General features: G+C 46.6%; 20 protein-coding genes. 15 read left to right on the top strand and 5 right to left on the bottom strand.

Features of this window, described 5'->3' with window-relative positions; all coding sequences use genetic code 11:
- Window positions 1-2: 2 nt before the first annotated feature.
- The 5 genes from LL912_RS14975 to LL912_RS14955 are packed head-to-tail and all read left to right on the top strand — an operon-like array spanning window position 3 to window position 3,382.
- On the top strand, window positions 3-1,031 hold the full coding sequence (locus tag LL912_RS14975) for a beta-ketoacyl synthase N-terminal-like domain-containing protein (protein WP_235554384.1): 1,029 nt from the start codon (window positions 3-5) through the stop codon (window positions 1,029-1,031).
- Window positions 1,025-1,798 (top strand): polysaccharide deacetylase family protein, encoded by a 774-nt coding sequence (locus LL912_RS14970; RefSeq protein WP_235554383.1) that lies wholly within the window; start codon window positions 1,025-1,027, stop codon window positions 1,796-1,798. The genes LL912_RS14975 and LL912_RS14970 overlap by 7 nt, the downstream gene beginning before the upstream one ends.
- Window positions 1,791-2,417, top strand: a complete 627-nt coding sequence (locus LL912_RS14965; RefSeq protein WP_235554382.1) for a LolA family protein — start codon at window positions 1,791-1,793, stop codon at window positions 2,415-2,417. The genes LL912_RS14970 and LL912_RS14965 overlap by 8 nt, the downstream gene beginning before the upstream one ends.
- A complete protein-coding gene (locus LL912_RS14960) occupies window positions 2,395-3,024 on the top strand; it encodes a hypothetical protein (protein WP_235554381.1) in 630 nt (209 codons plus the stop codon). The genes LL912_RS14965 and LL912_RS14960 overlap by 23 nt, the downstream gene beginning before the upstream one ends.
- Window positions 3,014-3,382: a 3-hydroxyacyl-ACP dehydratase gene (locus LL912_RS14955; protein ID WP_235554380.1), complete on the top strand. Its 369-nt coding sequence runs from the start codon at window positions 3,014-3,016 to the stop codon at window positions 3,380-3,382. The genes LL912_RS14960 and LL912_RS14955 overlap by 11 nt, the downstream gene beginning before the upstream one ends.
- A 118-nt stretch (window positions 3,383-3,500) precedes the next feature.
- Here LL912_RS14955 and LL912_RS14950 read toward each other — a convergent pair whose 3' ends face one another.
- Complete coding sequence (locus tag LL912_RS14950; protein WP_231007411.1) at window positions 3,501-4,085, bottom strand: TetR/AcrR family transcriptional regulator; 585 nt, start codon at window positions 4,083-4,085, stop codon at window positions 3,501-3,503.
- A 156-nt stretch (window positions 4,086-4,241) separates the two neighbouring features.
- Here LL912_RS14950 and LL912_RS14945 point away from each other — a divergent pair, with 156 nt between their 5' ends.
- Together LL912_RS14945 and LL912_RS14940 are read left to right on the top strand one after the other, a co-directional pair.
- Window positions 4,242-5,174: a PfkB family carbohydrate kinase gene (locus LL912_RS14945; protein WP_235554379.1), complete on the top strand. Its 933-nt coding sequence runs from the start codon at window positions 4,242-4,244 to the stop codon at window positions 5,172-5,174.
- A gap of 130 nt (window positions 5,175-5,304) precedes the next feature.
- Window positions 5,305-5,610, top strand: coding sequence for a hypothetical protein (locus LL912_RS14940; RefSeq protein WP_235554378.1), 306 nt, complete (start codon window positions 5,305-5,307; stop codon window positions 5,608-5,610).
- A gap of 88 nt (window positions 5,611-5,698) precedes the next feature.
- Here the strand turns inward: LL912_RS14940 and LL912_RS14935 are convergent, their stop codons facing one another.
- Complete coding sequence (locus tag LL912_RS14935) at window positions 5,699-6,142, bottom strand: hypothetical protein (protein WP_235554377.1); 444 nt, start codon at window positions 6,140-6,142, stop codon at window positions 5,699-5,701.
- A 467-nt stretch (window positions 6,143-6,609) separates the two neighbouring features.
- On the opposite strand from LL912_RS14935, the gene LL912_RS14930 reads away from it, so the two are divergent.
- The 5 genes from LL912_RS14930 (at window position 6,610) to LL912_RS14910 (ending at window position 12,891) form a co-directional block, all read left to right on the top strand.
- The gene (locus LL912_RS14930) at window positions 6,610-7,617 is read left to right on the top strand and encodes an aspartate-semialdehyde dehydrogenase (RefSeq protein WP_235554376.1); all 1,008 of its coding nucleotides are present in this window, start codon (window positions 6,610-6,612) and stop codon (window positions 7,615-7,617) included.
- Between the two features lie 169 nt (window positions 7,618-7,786).
- Entirely contained in the window at window positions 7,787-8,530 is a 744-nt protein-coding gene (locus LL912_RS14925) for an isoprenyl transferase (protein WP_235554375.1), read from the top strand.
- A 240-nt stretch (window positions 8,531-8,770) separates the two neighbouring features.
- Window positions 8,771-11,512 (top strand): BamA/OMP85 family outer membrane protein, encoded by a 2,742-nt coding sequence (locus LL912_RS14920; protein ID WP_235554374.1) that lies wholly within the window; start codon window positions 8,771-8,773, stop codon window positions 11,510-11,512.
- Window positions 11,513-11,703: 191 nt separating this feature from the next.
- Window positions 11,704-12,216 carry an OmpH family outer membrane protein gene (locus LL912_RS14915; protein ID WP_235554373.1) on the top strand — a complete coding sequence of 171 codons (513 nt, stop codon included), beginning with the start codon at window positions 11,704-11,706 and terminating at the stop codon, window positions 12,214-12,216.
- A 99-nt stretch (window positions 12,217-12,315) separates the two neighbouring features.
- A complete protein-coding gene (locus LL912_RS14910; protein ID WP_235554372.1) occupies window positions 12,316-12,891 on the top strand; it encodes an OmpH family outer membrane protein in 576 nt (191 codons plus the stop codon).
- A gap of 493 nt (window positions 12,892-13,384) precedes the next feature.
- On the opposite strand, the gene LL912_RS14905 is transcribed toward LL912_RS14910, so the two are convergent.
- On the bottom strand, window positions 13,385-15,760 hold the full coding sequence (locus tag LL912_RS14905; RefSeq protein ID WP_235554371.1) for an efflux RND transporter permease subunit: 2,376 nt from the start codon (window positions 15,758-15,760) through the stop codon (window positions 13,385-13,387).
- Between the two features lie 185 nt (window positions 15,761-15,945).
- On the opposite strand from LL912_RS14905, the gene recO reads away from it, so the two are divergent.
- Both recO and LL912_RS14895 read left to right on the top strand, forming a co-directional pair.
- Window positions 15,946-16,749, top strand: a complete 804-nt coding sequence (gene recO / locus LL912_RS14900) for a DNA repair protein RecO (protein ID WP_235554370.1) — start codon at window positions 15,946-15,948, stop codon at window positions 16,747-16,749.
- A gap of 84 nt (window positions 16,750-16,833) precedes the next feature.
- Entirely contained in the window at window positions 16,834-17,226 is a 393-nt protein-coding gene (locus tag LL912_RS14895) for a hypothetical protein (protein ID WP_235554369.1), read from the top strand.
- Between the two features lie 21 nt (window positions 17,227-17,247).
- Here LL912_RS14895 and LL912_RS14890 read toward each other — a convergent pair whose 3' ends face one another.
- Window positions 17,248-18,390 (bottom strand): amidohydrolase family protein, encoded by a 1,143-nt coding sequence (locus LL912_RS14890; RefSeq protein WP_235554368.1) that lies wholly within the window; start codon window positions 18,388-18,390, stop codon window positions 17,248-17,250.
- Window positions 18,391-18,515: 125 nt separating this feature from the next.
- Between LL912_RS14890 and prfA the strand changes: the two genes are divergently transcribed.
- The gene (gene prfA, locus LL912_RS14885) at window positions 18,516-19,580 is read left to right on the top strand and encodes a peptide chain release factor 1 (RefSeq protein WP_235554367.1); all 1,065 of its coding nucleotides are present in this window, start codon (window positions 18,516-18,518) and stop codon (window positions 19,578-19,580) included.
- A gap of 49 nt (window positions 19,581-19,629) precedes the next feature.
- Here prfA and LL912_RS14880 read toward each other — a convergent pair whose 3' ends face one another.
- Complete coding sequence (locus LL912_RS14880; RefSeq protein WP_235554366.1) at window positions 19,630-20,502, bottom strand: lipid A-modifier LpxR family protein; 873 nt, start codon at window positions 20,500-20,502, stop codon at window positions 19,630-19,632.
- Window positions 20,503-20,557: the final 55 nt, after the last annotated feature.

Below are 20,557 nucleotides of genomic sequence, written 5' to 3'. Positions count from 1 at the left end.
GCTTGTACATTCAATCTGCATACGCCGTATCTCCGCAGGGCTCATTTAACGAGCTGTTGGAAAACCCTGCACCATACCGGGGCGACCGGCTGGCCTGTAAGGAGCCGGACTACTCAAAATATATTGATCCGAAGCTGATCCGGCGGATGAGCCGCATCATTAAAATGGGCGCCGCTGCGGCCATGGAATGTCTTCAGCAGACAGGTGTAACCATGCCCGATGCCATCACCACGGGCACTGCTTACGGCTGCCTGGCAGATACCGATCAGTTTCTGACCCGCATGGTGGAGTTTAAGGAAGAACTGTTATCGCCTACAGCATTTATTCAGTCTACCCACAACACCGTAGGTGCGCAGATTGCGCTGATGCTGAAATGCCATCACTACAATAATACCTACGTACATCGCGGCTCCTCTTTTGAAGCGGCTTTATCGGATGCTACCGGACTGATTGCGGAAGGGGAGGCAAAAACGGTACTGGTGGGTGGTGTAGACGAGATCATTGAGAAAAGTCATGCCATTTTAAGCCGGTTTGACCTGTATAAAAAAGAAGGCGATACTGCCACCCTCATCGGCGATCCCGGAAAAGGTACGATGGCGGGCGAAGGCGCAACTTTTTTCCTGCTCAACGGTAACCGGACGGCCGGGTGCCTGGCAAAGCTGGATGCAGCGCAGCATTGGTATAAGCCTGCTGCTGCAGCAGCCATACTGATAGAAGATTTTCTAAAAAGGAACCAGGTTGAGAGGGGAGGCATCGACCTGGTTATTACCGGGAATAATGGTGATGCCCGTTATGATAGGCAATATGAAGCCTTACTGCAATCGGTGTTTGAAGGCGTTCCTTCTATTCCCTACAAGCAATTCTGCGGTGAATATCCCACTTCCTCCGCCTTCGCGCTCTGGATGGCTTCGATGATCGTAAATACAGGTAAAGTGCCGGGTGCTGCGGCCATTGCTCCTCCCAAACGGGTACTGGTCTTTAATAATTACAAGCAGTTATACCCGTCGCTTTATTTATTGTCGGCATGTTAAATTTCAGAAATACCACGGTTGTTTTTTTTCTCCTGCTAGCCGCGTTTACCTATCTCCAGCTGCAGCAGGAATGGCCCTGGTATGGGTATTTTATACTGGTTACCATATACGCGCTTCTGTTGTTTTACGGCAGCTTTTATATCGGCTCCAATTTTTATATGCCGGTGGTTTGCAACGGAATAACCGGTAAAAAGCAGATAGCCATCAGTTTCGATGACGGTCCTCTGGAAAAATATACACCGGAGGTGCTGGCCATCCTGAAAGCACAACAGGTGCCCGCAACTTTTTTTTGCATCGGTTACCGGGCGGCGGAACATGAGGCGCTGTTTAAGCAGGTCCTTGCAGAAGGGCATATCGTAGGCAATCATTCTTATTATCACGATTTCTGGTTTGATATGCACGGCTCAAAAAGAATGATTGCCGAGTTGCAACAAATGCAAGACTTGGTGCATCATATAACCGGAAAACAAATGAAATGGTTCCGGCCGCCATACGGAGTTACCAATCCCAATGTGCGCAAGGCTGCACAAGCGTTGGGATATACAGCTATCGGCTGGAACGTGCGTTCCCTCGACACGATGATTAAGGATGAACGCAAATTGTTGCAGAAAATAAAAAAAGAACTGAAGCCCGGGGCCGTTTTTTTGTTTCATGATACCAGTCACGCGACAGTGCACATCCTTCCCACCTTTTTAACATTTGTTAAAGCGGAGGGGTACGACATTGTGCCGCTTGATAAATTGATAAATTTGCATCCTTATGCGTAAACTTTTTTTTATCCTGTTGTTAACAGGCATGGCTGTCAGCGGCTTTGCCCAATATAAGCCCGCCGGCAATGAAGCGGCTGTTAAAGCACGGTTTGGCGCAGCGGCACGGCAAATAAACAGTATTGCCAGCGATTTTACCCAGGTGAAAACCTTGAGCCTGCTTTCCGAGAAAGTAACCTCAAAGGGAAAGTTCTATTTTAAAAAGAACAATCTGGTGCGGATGGAATATACGACTCCCTACCAATACCTGATGGTGATCAATGGTAGCAAGGTTAGCATCAAGGACGGGCAGAAAACCAACAAAATGTCGGCAGGCTCCAGCAAAATGTTCCAACAGGCCAACCAGCTGATGATGGATTGTGCAAAAGGAACTGTTTTCGACAACCCGAATTTTTCAGTGAAGCTGCTGGAAAACGGCAGCAGTTACCTGGCCGATATGACGCCCGTAACCAGGGAGATGAAGGCGCTTTTTAAGTCGGTGAAAGTGATCCTGCAAAAATCAAATTTTCTGGTAAGCCAGGTACAAATGGTGGATAACCGGGGCGATAATACGGTCATCAGTTACTCTGGTCAACAATTAAATACCGCTCTTCCGGATGCGCTTTTTACTATTCGTTAATTTGGTGCTACTGGGCAGCTGTGCACCTGCGGTGTATAAAAAATTACAGCCCGCAGCGGGAAATATAGCTTGTATTGCCGCCTTCAGGCCCCATATTCAGCGGGCGTTGTACCAGGCATCGGTGGATGTGACCGGTAATCATCTGAGCGGACTACTGCTCATTAAGGAGATGCCCGACAGCTCTACCCGTATCGTTTTTACCAACGAAGCCGGGTTTAGTTTTTTTGATTTTGAATTTTCCCGTAACAACGGGTTTAGGGTGCACAGCATCATCCCCAAAATGGACAAGGCGGCGGTTCGCAAAACCCTTCGAAAGGATTTTGAGCTGCTGTTGATGAATGTGGTGGACACCGCCGTCGTTTCATCGGTTTTTCAAAAAGGGGAGGATCGTTACCATGCGTTTTATAAGGGTGAAGACGTATATTATTACATTACAGATACCCGGTGTGCGCAACTGATCCGGATGGAGCGCGGAAGCCGGAAACGAAAGGTGCTGGAAGCTACCAGGGGCGCTTTAAACGAAGGCATACCGGAAACCATGCACATCCGTCATTCCAATTTTAATTTTACTATCGATTTAAAAAGAATATACGACCATGCTGAATAATGATCTGTATACGATAACCGCTTTTGAAAATAATACGGGTGCTGTAGCTGCATCCATCCTTCTGAATACTGCACATCCGATCTTTGAAGGACATTTTCCGGGACAACCGGTACTGCCGGGGGTTTGCATGATGCAGATCGTAAAAGAAATTACCGAAGAAGCAACAGGAAAAAAACTGTTCCTGGGCGATGCGGCTCAATGCAAATTTTTATCAATGGTAGATCCCCGGGAAACGCCGGAACTAAGGGTGACAGTCGATTATAAGCAACCTGATAAAAACCAGTTGGCCATTACCGCTGTATTAAAAAGTGAAGCAGCTATTTTTTTTAAGATGAGTGCCAGCCTGTCGATACTCTGAGAGGCGAACCCTGTTTTTTTTTCAGGTCGTTTTGCCGCAGGGTTGCAGGCGATTTATTGCGCGCGGCAAAGTCAGCGCATTTGCGGCATTGCTTCAGTTGTGTGAAAGACGAATCCGGTCAGAGCTTCAGCCCCCCGATCAGGTGCTGTACCATATTTTCTTCCATGATTTCTGCGCTATGGGTTTTGGCGCTTTTCTGCCAGAATTCCAGGCCGCGAACGGAAGACAGGATGTTCAGTACCACTACATAAGGCAGTACGGGTTTGAACTCCTTATTGTCAATGCCCTGTTGTACAATCGATTCTATTTTTTTTACATAGCGGCGACGTTCGCTTACAAATTCGCCCAGCTTTTCTTCGTCCAGGTGCATCCATTCACTTACCATTACAGAATAGGATTCAAAATGATCAATCATCATTTTGGTATGAAAACGGATCAGCGATTCAATTTTCTGCAGTGAAGTACCCGCCGGATCCATATTATCAAGCTGTTCCCGGCAGTCACGCGCGATCGAAAAAATGATCTCCTCCAGGATCTCACTTTTGGAATGGATATGATTATAAAGACTGGCAGCTTCGATGCCTATTTTTTCGGCAAGGTCACGCATGGAAGTACCGGCATATCCTTTTTCCCGGAACATCCGCGCAGCTGTTTTAAGAATTTCTTCCTTTTTGGATGATCGTTTACGTGTTGTGGTAGCCATGTCTCAAAACTATGCTTTTTATCCAAAATATAGACAAGTTATTTTATAAATGCCGTCCGGGAACTGAAACCTGCAAAAGCCTGTGTCTGAAACATTAAACTTCAGGCGAATAAGTAGTAACTTTGCCGCCGTATTTTTAAAACAAAAACAACATTCATGTCTGTGATTACAGTGGGCACCATGGCCTTTGATGCTATTGAAACTCCTTTTGGAAAAGCAAATAAAATTGTGGGCGGTTCGGCCACTTATGCGGCTTATGCGGCCAGCTACTTTGTAAAACCCGTTCAGCAAATATCCATTATCGGGTACGATTTCCCGGATGAAGAGCTCAAGTCGCTAGCCGCCAGGGGGGTACAGCTGGAGGGTGTGGAAAAAGTGTCCAACAAGAAATCCTTCTTCTGGAAAGGTCTCTATCATGAAGACATGAATACCCGTGATACCCTGGTAACGGACCTGAATGTGCTGGAAGATTTTGATCCAAAGATTCCGGACAGCTACCAGGGAGCGGAGTTTCTGATGCTGGGCAACCTGATGCCAAAACTGCAGCTCAGTGTGATTGATCAACTGAAGCAAAAGCCTAAACTGATTGTGCTGGATACCATGAACTTCTGGATGGAAACAGCGATGCCGGATCTTGAAACGGTTTTGAATCGGGTGGATCTTTTAATGGTAAATGATTCCGAAGCCCGGGAGCTCACCCATCAGTATTCTCTGGTAAAAGCGGCCAAAAAGATCCGTGAAATGGGGCCGAAATACCTGATTATTAAAAAAGGAGAAAACGGCGCCCTGCTGTTTTATGAAGATAAAGTGTTCTTTGCACCGGCCTTTCCGCTGGAAGATGTGTTTGATCCCACCGGTGCGGGCGACACGTTTGCAGGCGGATTTATAGGATACCTGGCAAAAACCGGCGATATCAGCTTCAATAACATGAAAAAAGCCATCATTGTGGGTTCGGCAATGGCCAGTTTCTGCGTGGAAAAATTCGGTAATACACGCCTCAAAGAGCTGACTACCGAGGAGTTAAACAACCGGATTCAGCTATTCCGGGAGCTCACCAGCTTTGAAACGGAATTAGGGTTAGACCTATAAGGGTTTTAAAATCTTATGGGTTTGCTTTTGCCTGGTGCTTAGCACCAGGCAAAAGCCCCCAAAAAGTCGGTGAACAACGGCGACGGATACAACGTTTGGCGGGCTGTTTGTAATCTATAAATAAAAAAAGATGACAGCTACAAAGAAATCTCCGTCCCTGTTGTTTTGTATACTGATGGATATTATCGGGTGCCTCTCCTTTACCATACCGGGTATAGGCGAATTTGCAGACGTGATCTGGGCGCCGGTTTCAGCCATTATATTGGCCAAAGCCTTTGGGGGCACCCGGGGAATGTTTGGCGGGGTCTTTAATTTCATTGAGGAGGCATTGCCGGGCACAGACATTATTCCAACCTTTACTATAATGTGGTTGCTGACGAATAAGGTACCGTTTTTTCATAAAAAAGGTACGGTGATTCCGGTAAAATCCCGTTAACCGGGGTAGGACCGGTTTTCAGAATGCGGGAAGCCTAGCCAGTCGGGGTTTCCGGTATTTTGAGGCCGCGGGGCGGCTCAAGAGGATGTCAGGGAGCATCCTGATGATTTAATGGCATCATAAAACCCAGCCGGACGCCACTTTCTAAAAGTCGTTCAAGACCGGAGAAATCTGCGCTACCGAATGTAACAAGTCCGTTATGATTGAAATAGGGATTTAGAAACACAGATACTCCATTCCTGAAATCATATTTGGCGCCCAAACCTATAGTAACTCCAACACCCGTTTGTGAATCAAACTCAGGTTTGGAAAGATCTGCATTAAAGATCAACCCGCCCATGCCATAGAAATAGCGCAAAAAATTAAACCGCATCATAACCGGAACAGTGATCAGTGAAGCATTTACATCCCAGCTGTATTGACCGGGCATGGGGGCACTCCTGGCGGTAAGCCAGTGGCGGCTATACTGTATAGCCACTTCGGCGTCCAGCCATTTTCTTACCGGCTTTAAATAATTGATGCCAGCCATCATATACCCTTTTCCTGTATAGCCAGCCGCCGGAGCCCGAAGGGGATTTGGATCTGTAAACATCATTCGTTCCGGCGCCGGTCACAATGCCCATCTTTCCGGCCGGAAACCGGGCCTGTGATACAGAAATGAACTGCAGCATCGCGCAAAAAGCAATCAGTTTTTTCATATGTTTTTTATAATAAACGTAGGCCCCCGGTAAAAGGCAACAGCAGCCCCGAAAACGGCGCGATTGAAAGTTTATACCCGATTTATACAATAAAGTCGCTTCGGATGTAGAAGAAATTATTTTTGCCAGTTATCTATTTCCCTTATACCTTTGCCGTCCGATGATGATAAAGAAACATACAAAGTTTACCAAAAAGTGTCCTTAAGGAAGGTCAGTGGTTTTTGTGTGTCAACATAAATTTTTAACAGGCCTTCCGCAAAAGCGGAAGGTTTTTTTTTAACGATAAACAGTAAAAACAACAATGAGAGTAGCCGTAGTGGGCGCCACTGGTTTGGTAGGCACCAAAATGTTACAGGTCTTGGCCGAAAGAAATTTTCCAGTATCGGAACTGATCCCCGTTGCTTCAGCAAAAAGCGTGGGAAAAGAAGTGGAGTTTAAAGGCACCAAATATAAAGTGGTAGGCATGGAGGAAGCCATTGCTGCAAAACCCAATGTGGCCCTGTTTTCGGCAGGCGGTGGCACTTCTACGGAATGGGCTCCAAAATTTGCGGCAGCCGGAATTACGGTGGTAGACAATTCTTCAGCCTGGCGCATGGATCCGAAAGTGCCGCTGGTGGTACCGGAGATCAATGCAGATGTGCTCACCAGCAATGATAAGATCATTGCAAACCCCAACTGTTCTACTATACAAATGGTGGTGGCGCTGGCCCCGCTGCACAAAGCGTACCATGCACAGCGCATCGTTGTATCTACTTACCAAAGTGTTACCGGAACCGGCGTTAAAGCGGTAAGCCAGCTTAAAGGAGAACGGCTGAAAGAGGTAGCAGGCAAAGAAGAGGGTTATGAAATGGCTTATAAATATCCGATCGACCTGAATGTAATCCCCCAGATCGATGTGTTCCTGGATAACGGTTATACCAAAGAAGAAATGAAAATGGTAAATGAAACCAAAAAAATCATGCGGGATGATTCTATCCGGGTTACAGCCACTACCGTACGCATCCCGGTAATGGGCGGGCATAGCGAAGCGGTGAATATTGAGTTTGAAAAAGATTTTGACCTGGCAGAAGTACGTCATTTGCTGGAAACAGCGCCGGGCGTTATTGTAACCGACGATTTGGCCAACCAGCATTATCCCATGCCAATGGATGCCCATGAAAAAGACGAGGTTTTTGTGGGCCGGATCCGCAGGGATGAATCGCAGCCCAATACCCTGAATCTTTGGGTAGTGAGCGATAATTTGCGCAAAGGAGCCGCCACCAATGCAGTTCAGATTGCTGAATACCTGGCTGCAAATAACCTGATATAGCATTAACAGGTCATTCCAAAAGGTAAAATGTAGAAGTAAATGGCGTTTTTTGCCCCAGGTTTCAAGGATCGTTGTAAGACCTGATCCTCTTCGAAACGGAAGGCTTTCGCTTTTAACTTCTACATTTGTCATTTATTATTCTGCATTTTAAATTTAATTTGCAGCTTCTATGTCAGATTTAGCACAGCAAATAGATAAAAATCGCCTGCCGCGCCATATTGCCATTATTATGGATGGTAACGGACGCTGGGCGCAGGAGCAGGGCCAGGACCGGCTTTTTGGTCATTATCACGGAGTGGAAAGTGTTCGGGATATCGTTGAAGGGGCTGCAGAACTGGGCATCGAATACCTAACCTTATACGCGTTCAGTACCGAAAACTGGGACCGGCCGGAATATGAAGTAGCAGGTCTGATGGAATTACTGGTATCTACCATCCGTAAAGAGGCTGAAGTGCTGCATAAGAACCGGATACGCCTGCATGTAATCGGAGATATGAGCATGATGCCGGATCATGCCCGGAAAGAACTAAATGAAGCGCTGGAAATGACCGCTCAGAACACCGGCCTGAACCTGGTCATGGCACTCAGCTACAGCGGGCGCTGGGAGCTGTTGAACGCGGTAAAGCAGGTGGCCCGCGATGTACAGGAAGGACGCCTGAGTGTGGAAGCGATCGGACCGGATGTACTGCAGCAATACCTCTGTACCCATAATTTTCCGGACCCGGAACTCATGATCCGCACGAGCGGAGAATACCGGATCAGCAACTTTTTGTTGTATCAGCTGGCCTATGCCGAGCTTTATTTTACCGAGGTTCGCTGGCCCGATTTCCGGAAAAAAAACCTGTATGCAGCCATTATTGATTACCAGAGCCGGGAAAGAAGATTTGGGAAAACATCGGCGCAGGTAACGTAATTGCTTCTTATTTGTTTGCGAAAACCGTCTCATATGGCAAATACTGGCTCTTTTTAACATACAGTTTCCAAATTTTACCGTTAATTTGCCGCCGCAATGGGAATGAAGTGCGTTGGGTGCCAGGCCGTCATTTGCCAGCTTTTTGCCGGAGAGAAAGCGACAGGTGGTTACAGGGCAAGGAATTTTAAGGGCTTCCTGCTTTGCAAAAAAAATTGATTACCGTAATACATTAACCCTTATATGCGTTTTTTTATATACAAAGTTTGTATTTTATCCATATTTTCTTTTGCGGTAAATCATGCCCTTGCCCAGGTAGATACAACACCGGTTACCTCGGTTGACCCGCGGTTGCAGGAATTTCTGCAATCCACCACGCCCCGGGAGTATGTCATTGCCGATATAAAGATCAAAGGGGCGACCAACCTGGACTCCTCCATTGTATTATCGGTTTCCGGCATCCAGAAAGGGCAGCAGTTTATGTACCCAGGATCGGATATCTTTTCACGGGCTATTCGCAATCTTTGGAAACAACAGCTTTTTGCAGATGTAAAAGTATATGTTACCCACGTCGATAATGAAAAAGTAAGCGTGGAAATACAGGTTACCGAACGTCCGCGTCTTGGCAACTTTAAATTTGAAGGTGTTAAAAAGACGGAGATCGAAGAACTGACCAAAAAAATCGGACTGGTAAAACAGCGCATCCTGTCAGAGAGCGTCCGTCAAAATATTTACCAGGTGGTAAAAACGTATTTTGAAGATAAAGGATACTACGATATTATCACTAACCTGGATGAATCAAAAGATCCGGTTTATCCCAATTCCACCTTCCTTACCATCAAAATCAATAAAGGCAAAAAAGTAAAGATCGATGAGGTGAACTTTTTTGGCAACGAAAGTGTGGACGCACTTAAGTTGAAAAAGCAAATGAAGGGCACCAAGGAACGCACCCGGATGTCTTTATACCCCTCTCAATATGTAAGTCCTTACGGCCCCCGGCAGGTATATAGTTTCAATGAATATATGAGCGACTGGGGTTTTCTTACCGGAACCAAAACGCTGAAAGTGCTGGATCCTTATTTCCGTTTTAAATTCTTCAGCTCCTCAAAATTCAATAATAAGAAATATGCGGAAGATAAAGAAAAAGTGATCAAGTACTTCAACTCAAAAGGATACCGCGATGCGCAGATCATCGCCGATACACAGGTCATCCGGAATAACCAGATGTATGTAGACCTGAAGGTAAATGAAGGGCATAAGTACTATTTTGGCGATATTACCTGGAAGGGAAACTCGAAGTTTTCCGATACCGTATTGAACAGCATTCTGGGCATTAATAAGGGGGATATTTATGACGCAACGGTACTGAATAAGAAGCTGGGACTGGAGCCCAGCCAAGATGTTTATGATATTACCACGCTGTATAATGATGACGGATATCTGTTCTTTAATGTAACGCCGGTAGAAACAAAGATCTACAACGATACCATCGACCATGAGATCCGGATTCAGGAAGGTCCTATTGCACGGATCAAGAATGTGGTGATCATGGGGAACGAGCGTACCAAGGATCACGTAATCCGCCGGGAACTGCGAACCATACCTGGAGAACTGTTCAGCCGTACCGATCTGATGCGTTCTATCAGGGAACTCAATGCGCTGAACTATTTTGAAACAGAATCCATAAATCCGCAGCCGGTACCCAACCAGGCCGACGGAACGGTAGATATCAACTGGAAGCTGAAGGAAAAATCTTCCGATCAGCTGGAGCTTTCTGCCGGATGGGGTGGCGGTATTGGTCTTACCGGAACCCTTGGTGTAACCTTTAATAACTTCTCTATCAGGAATATCTGGAAAAAAGAAGCCTGGGATCCGTTGCCTGTGGGTGATGGACAAAAACTGAGCCTTCGGGTACAATCGAACGGACGGGTATACCGCTCTTATAATTTTTCCTTTACTGAACCCTGGCTGGGCGGAAAAAAACGCACTTCACTGACCCTGGGTTATAATAATACCAAGTATAATGCATCTTTCTATGATCCGTATAGAAGTGGCGGGTACCGCTTTTCAAAAGATACCTCGCTTACCGTGAACGGGATCAGCGTAGGATTGGGTAAGGTGCTGAAATGGCCAGATGACTACTTTACGATCGGGTACACTGTTGCGTACACCCGTTATAAGGTTAAGAAAATGGGTTACCAGTATGGTCTTCCTTTTAATGATGGGGTGTCCAATAACCTGAGTTTCAAATTAAGCTTAAGCCGTTCTTCGGTATCAGATCCGATTTTCCCCAGAAGTGGTAGTGAGATCACTGCAAGCGTTCAGGCCACACCGCCCTACTCTGCGTTCAAATCTTCTGTAGCCATGGCGGATTCTGCCCAGTACAAAAATGTGGAATATCATAAATGGCGTTTTGGCGCACAATGGTATGTGCCGCTAGGCCGTCCTAAAGGAGAAGATAAGAACCGTCAGTTCGTGCTGAAGCTGGCCGCCAAATATGGTTTTATGGGCCGGTATAACAAAAACCTGAATTACTCTCCTTTCGAGCGCTTTCAGTTGGGAGATGCCGGTATGAGCAATACCTATTCATTAACCGGTTTCGATATCATTGCCCAGCGTGGTTACCCTGTTTATAACAGTTCGGATCCTACCGTAAACCCGGATAACGGCAGTGGCGGCGATACCCGCAATATGTTTATCATTTTTAACAAATACCAGGCAGAACTGCGCTACCCGCTGGTAACCAACCCGGGAAGTACGATTTATGGTCTTGCATTTTTTGAAGCAGCCAACGGCTGGCACGATTATAAGGAGTATAATCCATTCAAACTGCGCCGCAGCGTGGGTCTGGGTATGCGTTTTTACCTGCCGATGTTCGGGCTGCTCGGGTTTGACTATGGTATCGGTATTGACCGGCTGGTGCCAGGGCAGGGTTTGAAAAATGCTGGCAAGTTTACCTTTATGCTCGGATTTGAGCCGGAGTAAACCTTTTTGCTACATTTTGCATCTGGTATATATAAGAACCCAATTGGTATATGAAATGACGATAAAAGTTTTCGGATAATTCACGCGATCAGGAGGTGCTTCCAAAAGATCCCCGGAATAAGGCGATGAAAATTTTTATACGGAATTCCCGGGAACATCCGGGGTGGCTAAAATCAATAAAAAATAGACACATGAAACAACTCGTTGTGCTGGCCCTGGGCCTTTTCTTTACCGCATCTGCTGCTGTGGCTCAAAAATATGTGATCATCGATACCCGTTATATATTTGATAAAATGCCGGAGTATAAGCAGGTACAGACTTCTGTTAACACTACCGCTGCTACCTGGCAGAAAGAAATTGACCTGAAACAGGAGGTGCTGGATAAGGCCTATGACGAGTACTATTCCCAGGAAAGCATGCTGAGCGTAGACGCCCGGAGGAAAAAGGAAGATGAGCTTTTTAAAAAAGAACGGGAACTGCGCGATCTGCAAAAGAAACGCTTTGGTTTTGAAGGAGATCTGTTCAAAAAGCGGCAGGAGCTAATGGGACCGCTGCAGGAGAAGGTAAACCGGGCAGTTCAAAAGCTGGTAATCGAAAAGGGATATGACCTGGTTTTGGATAAAAGTGAGGGGAAATCCATTATATTTGCCGACCCGAAATTGGACAAAAGTGATGAAGTATTGAAATTACTTTCGGTTAAATAAACTGCAAGCACTTTTGCAACAATTTTAAAATTTAAAAACAATAAACTTAAAAACCGTCCGGCCCTGCTTCAGCGGGAGCGGACAAACAAAAAAAATTAAATGAAACGGATAAAATTTCTTGCCCTGGCATTGGGAATGGTTGTTATTGGTGCAACTACAGCTTCCGCTCAAAAAATCGGTTACGTAGATATACAAGGACTGGTGGGTGCATTGCCCGAAGCACAGGCTACACAACAGAAACTGGAAAAATGGGCTCAGGACTCCGTTGGTGGGGAATATTCAAGACTCAGCGACGAAATTAAAGAGAAAGATTCACTGATAAAGGATCCCAAAACATCTCCATCAATTAAGAAAATGGCCGAAGAAAAATTGGGTCAGTTGCAAATGCAGGCAGCCAACTGGCAACAGTACGCCCAGCAGATGATCCAGGGAAAGCAGGCGGAACTTTTTCAGCCGCTGTTTAAGAAAGTAACCGACGCGGTACGCGCTTATGCAAAGGAAAAAGGATACACGTATGTACTGCATGACGAAGTGATTTTTGAGGCACCTCAGGCGGATAACCTGTCTTTACCAGTGGCTCAAAAACTGGGAATCAATGTAAATCAGCAGCAGGCTCCGGCAACCGGCGGTGCTGCTCCTGCCGCAGGCGGTACAAAACCGGCCCCAAAGAAGTAAGCTCTATTACTTAAAAAAGATATACAAAAGCGGCGCTGGTAAAACCAGGCCGCTTTTTCATTTGGAACAGGGATTGGGATCAGCGGCATTTGTTAACCCTTACTGCAGTTTTGTGGCGGTAGCCGCAGACGGATAAAGCAGTTGTTGGAACCCCGGTGACCGGCGTGGCCACCGACTAAAAAACCGGAACCTGTTGATGGCCAAAAATTGTAATCAGATCGATTGTAATCAAATCATCTACGTACAAAATTTTTGATTACAGAAGACATGCACGATTGATTAAAACAGAAGATCCTTGCCCTGTAAACAAGTGTTGGACTGGCTCCTGGTATGTATGCACTTTAAATAACAGATGATTTCCTAAAACAGCGGGCTTTACACTCCAACGTGTTCTAAGGGATTTCGCTATGGCCGGGCTGGATCGCGCAGCGCCATTACTTTCCAAACAGGGATTGCTCATTCGGCAGGGACGGTTTTACCGATTCCGGAGGCTCTATTTGCTACCTCTTTTTTTCTTTGAAAAACTGATAAGTAATGCCGGTAATAAAATCAAATTGGTTATCGTAGCTGTAACCAGTGTTAGCGATGTAAGCCATCCCAGCGCCTGGGTGCCACCGAAATTGCTGAAACAGAAAATAACAAAACCGGCGATCAGCACCATCGAAGTGTACAGGATGCTGATGCCCGTGCTGTGAATGGTTTGCACCACAGTAGCGGCCACATCTTCATTATAGCGCGGCAACTCCTGTTTATAGTTGACCAGAAAACGGATGGTAATATCAATGGCGATCCCAAGAGCCACACTAAAGATCAATACCGTGCTGGGCTTTAGCGGAACACCGGCCCAGCCCATAATACCTGCGGTGATCACCAGCGGAATCACATTAGGAATAAGCGAACAAACAAGAATACGCAGGGATTTAAACAGGTACAGCATACAAAGCGCAATCAACAGGAAGGCCCATAAAATACTTTCTTTAAGCCCGTCGATGATAAACTGCCCGCCCGCAAGGAAGGTAATGGATGTGCCTGTTAGTTTTACATCATAATTTTCCTTTGGAAATAGCTGGTTGATACGCTTTTGGATATCGTTCATTAATTCGGGTAAGCGATGCGATCCCACGTCGGCCATATTCACACTGATGCGGGCTTCCTGCCGGGTGCTGTCCATAAAGCTGGAAAGCAGTTTTGTAAAAGCTGAGGCTGGAGCAGCGCCGGAATCGCGACCCATGTTCAGGTATTGTGCCAGGCCCGGGAGATCGAATTCTGAAGGCATGGAATAATTGGCCGGATCTCCCTCATAAAAAGCCTGTTTGGCAAATTTCAGTCCTTCTGTAATACTCAGCGGGCGGGCAATTTCTGGTTTGGACGCCAGGTATTGTGCCAGTGAGTCGATCCGGGTGAGGTTGTTGAAATTGCGGGTAACGCCAAATTTCTTCTTCGTATTTACCAGGATCTCTAAAGGCATTACGCCCCTGAAATTGGATTCAAAGAATTTCAGATCGGTATATATTTTATCATTGTGTGGAACATCATCTACCATATGAGCATTGCTTTTCAGCTTGAAAATGCCAATGGCCGTAAGCCCGATTACCACTACGGTTACCGCATATACCAGCTTGCGGTGATTGATGGACCAGCGTTCCAGGCGCTGCAGCCAGCGGTTAAGCCGGGGATTGAACAGATAACGGGTATGTTTGGATTTGGGTACCGGTAAAAAACTCAATACAGCCGGGATCAGCACCAGTGAAATAAAGAAAAGCAACATAATATTGATGCCGGCAACCACGCCAAACTCCTGCAGGATCTCACTTTTTGTAAGCGCAAATACCGCAAAGCCTACTGCGGCTGCCAGGTTGCAGAATAGGGTTACGACGCCCATTTTGGCCACCATGTTTTCGATTGCTTTCTTTTTTAATTCGGTTTTGCGGGCCCGGATCTCTTCGTCGCCAAGGCTCTCTGTGAGCTCATTCCAGCTGGTGTGAAACTTGTTAAGGAAATAAATGCAGTTGGGAATGCCGATCACCACGATCAAGGGGGGGATCAATGCCGTTAAAAGCGTAATGCTATAGTGCAGCAAATGCATGGTGCCGAGACTGAACAATACACCGATGATCACCACGGAAAGCGAAAGCAGCATGGAACTGAACGACCGGAAAAAGAGCAGGAGGATAATTGCCGATAACACAATGGAAGCCACCAGGAAGTATTGCATTTCGTGGGCAATACGGGCTGCCAGTACTGTACGGATGTAGGGGAGTCCGCTTAACTTTACATCAATGCCGGTGGTTTCTGTAAATCTGGTGGTTTGTGCTTTTACAGCGGCAATGGCCGCATCCCGTTTTGCGGAGTTGATTACCTGTTTGTTCATGCGCAACCCCATCAGGTAGGCATGGGTTGCCGGATTGTATAACAGGCCCTGGTAAAAGGGTAAGCGTTTAAAAACAGCGGCGCCAGTATCGATCCGGGCCTGGTCCAGCGGACCTTCCGGAAATATTTTTTTTACAGCCAGTTTTTCGGTGGCCGAATCTTTTACGAGGTTAATGGCCGTAGGCACGCTAATAACATCTTCTACACCCTGAATTTTTTTTAAGCCGGTCTGAAGCTCCAGGTAGGCATTGAATGTTTTTTCAGAAAATAAGTGCGGAGTTTGAACGCCTACTACCAGCAGGTTACCATCCTCTCCATATTTCTTCTTAAATTCCTGGTAGGCAATATTTACCGGGTGATTGGTTGGAATTGCTTTTGAAAATTCGTAACTCAATCCTACTTTACTGGCCCAGAAGCCGGAAATGACGGTGATCAATGCCAGTAAACATAACAAGATGACCCTGTATTTAAGAATAAAACGGCCGGATTGCTTCCACATAAATATCGATATACTTTAAAAATGAGTTGCAAAGAAACAAAAAACAGGGCGTTCACAGGATGCCGTTTATCAATCAAAAGCGCCGGCGGGAAGTGTGGTGGTGCCAGCCTTTAAAAGAGATAACGCACTGTTGATTCGTTCTCATGTATTGCAAAGCTAACTATTGAGCGGTAAATGGCCATTATTTGCAAAAAACCTACCTTGCAGGCAGCAAATGGTGCGAACAGATTTTGGCAGATATTTTACATAAAACAAAGGGCATTGTCCTGAAAACGGCAAAATACGGCGAAACGAGCGTCATCGCAACCCTGTATACGGATAAACTGGGGCTGCAGTCCTACCTGATCAACGGCGTGCGGTCTGGCGGAAAAAGGAGCGGCAATAAGGCTGTTTTTTTTCAGCCCGCCGCTATTCTGGATATGGTGGTGTACCACAATGAGTTAAAAACACTGAACCGGATCCGGGAATTTAAATTCTCCTTTATTTACCAACAGTTGTTCAGTGATGTGATTAAAAACGGGGTGGCTTTGTTTATGATTGAGCTATTACATAAAACGCTCCGTCAGCCAGAGGCCAATGAAGACCTGTTTGGGTTCCTGGAAGACAGCCTGCTCGCGCTGGATGAAGCGGATGCGACGGTTACAGCAAACTTCCCGGTTTTTTTTGCCGTGCATCTCTGCAGCATCCTCGGCTTTTCACCGGGAATACCTCCGGGGCCACTGGCCACCTCACCGCATTTGTTGCTGGATCTGCAAAGCGGGGAATTCAGGGAAACACCGCCTGAACATCATTATTATGCAGATACAGAAGCTACCCTGCTGATTACCGAATTGTTGCAGGCAAGGCTTCCTGTTGAACTGAAAAGCATCCGGGTTTCTTCCCAGAAACGCAACCGGGTGCTGGACCTCATGGAAATTTATTATGCCCTTCACTTGCCCGAATTTGGCCGCATGCGTACTCTTCCGGTACTGCGGGCTATTTTAAGCTAAACAATGGCAGGCCCTTCATGGGTAACAAAAGCCGTGGCTGGTTGATCTGAAGATAAAACGCTTTAACAGTTAAAAACGACCGTTATGACACAGCATATGAAAAAAATGACAAGCCTGGTAGCCGGATTATTTATTTTAGGTACCACATGGGCACAGGATACAAGAGCCTTTAACCAAAATGCATCCCGAAGCAATCATACCCATATTTCGTATACCATTCATGAACATGCATTGCAGACTGCTGAACGCCAAAACAATAATACCGTGCGCAGCAACCGCGGTGAACTAACCTTGGTGCTGGCCGACCTGGACGGGGATGGGATTTATGAAACCAATATTTCTTCCAGAATGGCAGGGAAGATCACTTTTGAAGGACGGGGCACCCTTGTGGTGGACCATAAGCCGGTTGCGGTAATTGTAAATCCTTTGAAAGTAAAGCATGACACTGTAAAGAATTCAATAGGAAATATCCGGTAAGATTTTTCCGGATGCTTCGGGCTAATAAAGCCGGTTAATAGTATCGTTTAGGATCTGGATCACACCGGGCTTTTTCCCTTTTTCGAAACTGCCATAACGTTCCCCGATCTGCAGAGCCCTTGCGCCGTTGATGGTAGCCCAGGAGAGCATTTGTTCCAGGGGGATCTGCGGGTAATGTTTTTGAATCCGCAGGATCTCTTCCCAGATGCTCAGGCTGTAATTGGAGGCCAGGCTATCCGTGCCCAGCACGAGTGGTACCCCTTCCTTCTGAAACATCGGAATATCCGGCAGCCGGTTGGTAATATAATAATTGGCGTTGGGGCAAAGGCACCAGCAGGCATCCGGGAAACGATCCAGCGCATAACGGATATCTGCTGCCGTGGTAAATACATTGTGAATAAACAACAGCTGTTGCCCTTCCGGCAGGTAAGGGCTATAGGTTTGAATACTGGATTTCCCCTCCGGCGCCACCGGTACTTCTTTTAACTGCAGCCGCTCATACAGGGCTTTAAAACCGCCGGTACTGTTCAGGAACCATTCGTTTTCATCTTCTGTTTCCTGGTTATGGATGCTGAGTAACTGATTGCCCGGAAATGTGGCCAGCAATTTCAAGAGGGGCGTGGAAACGGAATAGGGGGCATGGGGTGTTAACGATACCTGCCTGGGATGAAACCGCTCACAATACGCGTCGTAAACAACCTTGTAGGTATCAAAATGTTGCTGGGCCTGTGCTGGCTCAAAGCCAATTACTTCTACAAAATTATGATAGTACAGGTGCCCTTTTTCTTTTTGAAAAAGCGTATCGGTGGTGTTGCAGATATCACCCACTGCCACAATCCCATTGCGGATCATTTCTGCTTCCGCCCTTTCAATGGCGGCAGGAATGGCTTCAGGATCTGCATACCTTTTGCTAACGATTTGGTTCACAAACCTTAGCAGGCCTGTGTGCTCCTCAATGATACCTTTCATATGGCTGAGCTCCAGGTGACAGTGGCTGTTGATAAAACCCGGACTTAATATGCCTTCGAGCACCTCTACGTCTTCTCCGGCATCGGCCGGATCAACGATGTCAACAATAGTTCCCCTCTCGGTTAAAACGAGTACTTTTTCTTCAAACAGCTGGTACCCGTCAAATAACTGTGCCGGTTTTATCTTTTTGTACATGCTTCAAAGATAGATACCCTTCGGTATTCATCATATCAAATCTGAGTGTTAGGGGCTAATATCTGAAATCTGAATGCTCAAATCTGTTTACCTTTGCGCCCTGTTGATTCAAAATAAATTTGTTGATGTTAGATAAACTGGAAGCCATAAAGGCCAAGTACGACCAGCTGGGAATTGCGCTTACGAACCCGGAGATTGTGGGCAACAATAAAAAGTTTGCCGCAACCAGCAAAGAATACCGGAGCCTGGAAAAGATTGTTATTGCTTATAATGATTATAAAAAGCTGCTGGATGACCTAGAGTTTAATAAAGAAGCACTGAATGGTGATGATGAAGAACTGCGGGAGCTGGCCAAGGAAGAGGTGACCGGTTTGGAAGAGCGGAAAGAAAAGATGGAAGCACAAATCCGCCAGCTGCTGATTCCCAAGGACCCGCAGGACGGAAAAGATGTGATCATGGAAATACGTGCCGGTACAGGTGGGGATGAGGCCAGTCTTTTTGCAGGCGACCTGTTTCGCATGTATATAAAGTATTGTGAACGTCATGGTTTTAAAACCGCCGTACTCAGCGAAAGCGAAGGCACCGTAGGGGGATACAAGGAGGTGCAGCTGGAGGTAACTGGTGATGATGTATATGGCACCCTGAAGTTTGAAAGCGGGGTACACCGGGTACAACGCGTTCCGGATACAGAGACACAGGGACGGGTGCATACCTCTGCCGCAACCGTTGCGGTGATGCCGGAAGCCGATGAAATTGATTTTGAGCTGAGGGAAAGTGATGTAAAGATGGAAACCGCCCGAAGCGGTGGCGCCGGTGGGCAGAACGTAAACAAAGTGGAAACCAAGGTAATGCTGACACATCTTCCTACCGGAACGGTGGTGATCTGCCAAACCGAGCGTACCCAGCTTGGTAACCGGGAAAAAGCCATGCAGATGCTGCGCACCAAGTTGTATGAAGAACAGGTGCGGAAACAGGAGGAAGAGATCTCCCGGCACCGGAAAAGTCTGGTAAGCTCCGGCGACCGCAGCGCTAAAATCCGAACCTATAACTACCCGCAGGGAAGGGTTACCGATCACCGGATCAACCTTACCTCTTATAACCTGGATGCCTTTATGAACGGAGATATCCAGGAGTTTATCGACCAGCTGCAGTTCGCAGAAAACTCAGAAAAACTGGCAAAGCAGGAGTAATCTCCCATTAGCATTTGCTATTTGGGATTTCCTAATTAGAATTTAAATATCACCACATAAACCCTACCTGTAAACTTCCATACCATTGGGAAGATACCTGTGTAAGGGATTGCTTGCTTTCATAAACCGCAGCCGCCCCAAGCGAGAGCTTATTGCCGGAATACATAACCCCCATGCGGGTTTGAAAAAAAACAGGATTTAGCCGGCCTTCAATAGGTTCCGGGCCTTTTTTAAACATACCTCCCTGAACGGTAGCATCGTAGGCCTTAAATGACACCGAGGGAAACACGTACGCAAAATATTCCCGGTCGGCCTTCGTATTTCCCTTATGGTTATCCCAGAACACGGTAGCATTGTTTCCATTGGACTGGCCCAGTAAAAACGCAGATCCCAGTGTGGCATGTGTAAAGAGATTCCCTGCGGTTGCAGCAAGCAGGGGCTTTACATCCAGCAGGGAACGGCTCCCTTCCTTTTTCAGCTGAGGCGACCAGGAAGCATCCGCAATCAGTCCCCAATCTGCCCGCAATTGTTTATCCCAGTTTTTGGGTTTGTAAATCTGCATGACCTGGTGTACCCGTTCCTGCATTTCTTTTCCGAAAGCCGGCGGGCCAATGAGTCCAAACCCGATGCCCCATTTGAGCAGTTCTTGTTTTTTATTAAAAACAGATTGATGAAAGTCGCCATACAAATAGCCGGTGATCGGCCGGTCGAGTTTGGCTTCTCCTGCAAATTGGGAAGTGTAGATCAGTTGGCCCAGCTGGAATGCATTGGTTCTTTCACGCCGTGTTTGAGCGGCAGGCAGGCGTCTCCACTGGTAAGAGAACTTAAGCCCGTTAGTATAATAGCCGTCGTTGTTGATAGATATATACCCGTCATTTTCAGAAATGATGGTCACCTGGCGCAGGGTTTGCGCAGATGACAATAGAGCGAGAAGGGTATTAAAAATAAGAAACGCCGTTCGGAATAAGCAGGCCATT

Origin of the sequence: Niabella agricola, from assembly GCF_021538615.1 — a bacterium.
Lineage (GTDB): Bacteria > Bacteroidota > Bacteroidia > Chitinophagales > Chitinophagaceae > Niabella > Niabella agricola.
The sequence above is the reverse complement of the archived record's forward strand: the minus strand, read 5'-3'. Positions and strand labels throughout refer to the sequence as shown.

What these genes read in the sequence shown, in the direction of transcription:
- LL912_RS14950 (WP_231007411.1), bottom strand. Translation starts at nt 4,085, where the DNA reads ATGGCTACCACAACACGTAAACGATCATCCAAAAAGGAAGAAATTCTT.
- LL912_RS14960 (WP_235554381.1), top strand. Translation starts at nt 2,395, where the DNA reads ATGCGCTTTTTACTATTCGTTAATTTGGTGCTACTGGGCAGCTGTGCA.
- LL912_RS14955 (WP_235554380.1), top strand. Translation starts at nt 3,014, where the DNA reads ATGCTGAATAATGATCTGTATACGATAACCGCTTTTGAAAATAATACG.
- LL912_RS14895 (WP_235554369.1), top strand. Translation starts at nt 16,834, where the DNA reads ATGACACAGCATATGAAAAAAATGACAAGCCTGGTAGCCGGATTATTT.
- LL912_RS14905 (WP_235554371.1), bottom strand. Translation starts at nt 15,760, where the DNA reads ATGTGGAAGCAATCCGGCCGTTTTATTCTTAAATACAGGGTCATCTTG.
- LL912_RS14920 (WP_235554374.1), top strand. Translation starts at nt 8,771, where the DNA reads ATGCGTTTTTTTATATACAAAGTTTGTATTTTATCCATATTTTCTTTT.
- LL912_RS14890 (WP_235554368.1), bottom strand. Translation starts at nt 18,390, where the DNA reads ATGTACAAAAAGATAAAACCGGCACAGTTATTTGACGGGTACCAGCTG.
- LL912_RS14925 (WP_235554375.1), top strand. Translation starts at nt 7,787, where the DNA reads ATGTCAGATTTAGCACAGCAAATAGATAAAAATCGCCTGCCGCGCCAT.
- LL912_RS14935 (WP_235554377.1), bottom strand. Translation starts at nt 6,142, where the DNA reads ATGATGGCTGGCATCAATTATTTAAAGCCGGTAAGAAAATGGCTGGAC.
- LL912_RS14965 (WP_235554382.1), top strand. Translation starts at nt 1,791, where the DNA reads ATGCGTAAACTTTTTTTTATCCTGTTGTTAACAGGCATGGCTGTCAGC.
- LL912_RS14945 (WP_235554379.1), top strand. Translation starts at nt 4,242, where the DNA reads ATGTCTGTGATTACAGTGGGCACCATGGCCTTTGATGCTATTGAAACT.
- LL912_RS14915 (WP_235554373.1), top strand. Translation starts at nt 11,704, where the DNA reads ATGAAACAACTCGTTGTGCTGGCCCTGGGCCTTTTCTTTACCGCATCT.
- LL912_RS14970 (WP_235554383.1), top strand. Translation starts at nt 1,025, where the DNA reads ATGTTAAATTTCAGAAATACCACGGTTGTTTTTTTTCTCCTGCTAGCC.
- LL912_RS14940 (WP_235554378.1), top strand. Translation starts at nt 5,305, where the DNA reads ATGACAGCTACAAAGAAATCTCCGTCCCTGTTGTTTTGTATACTGATG.
- LL912_RS14910 (WP_235554372.1), top strand. Translation starts at nt 12,316, where the DNA reads ATGAAACGGATAAAATTTCTTGCCCTGGCATTGGGAATGGTTGTTATT.
- LL912_RS14930 (WP_235554376.1), top strand. Translation starts at nt 6,610, where the DNA reads ATGAGAGTAGCCGTAGTGGGCGCCACTGGTTTGGTAGGCACCAAAATG.
- prfA (WP_235554367.1), top strand. Translation starts at nt 18,516, where the DNA reads ATGTTAGATAAACTGGAAGCCATAAAGGCCAAGTACGACCAGCTGGGA.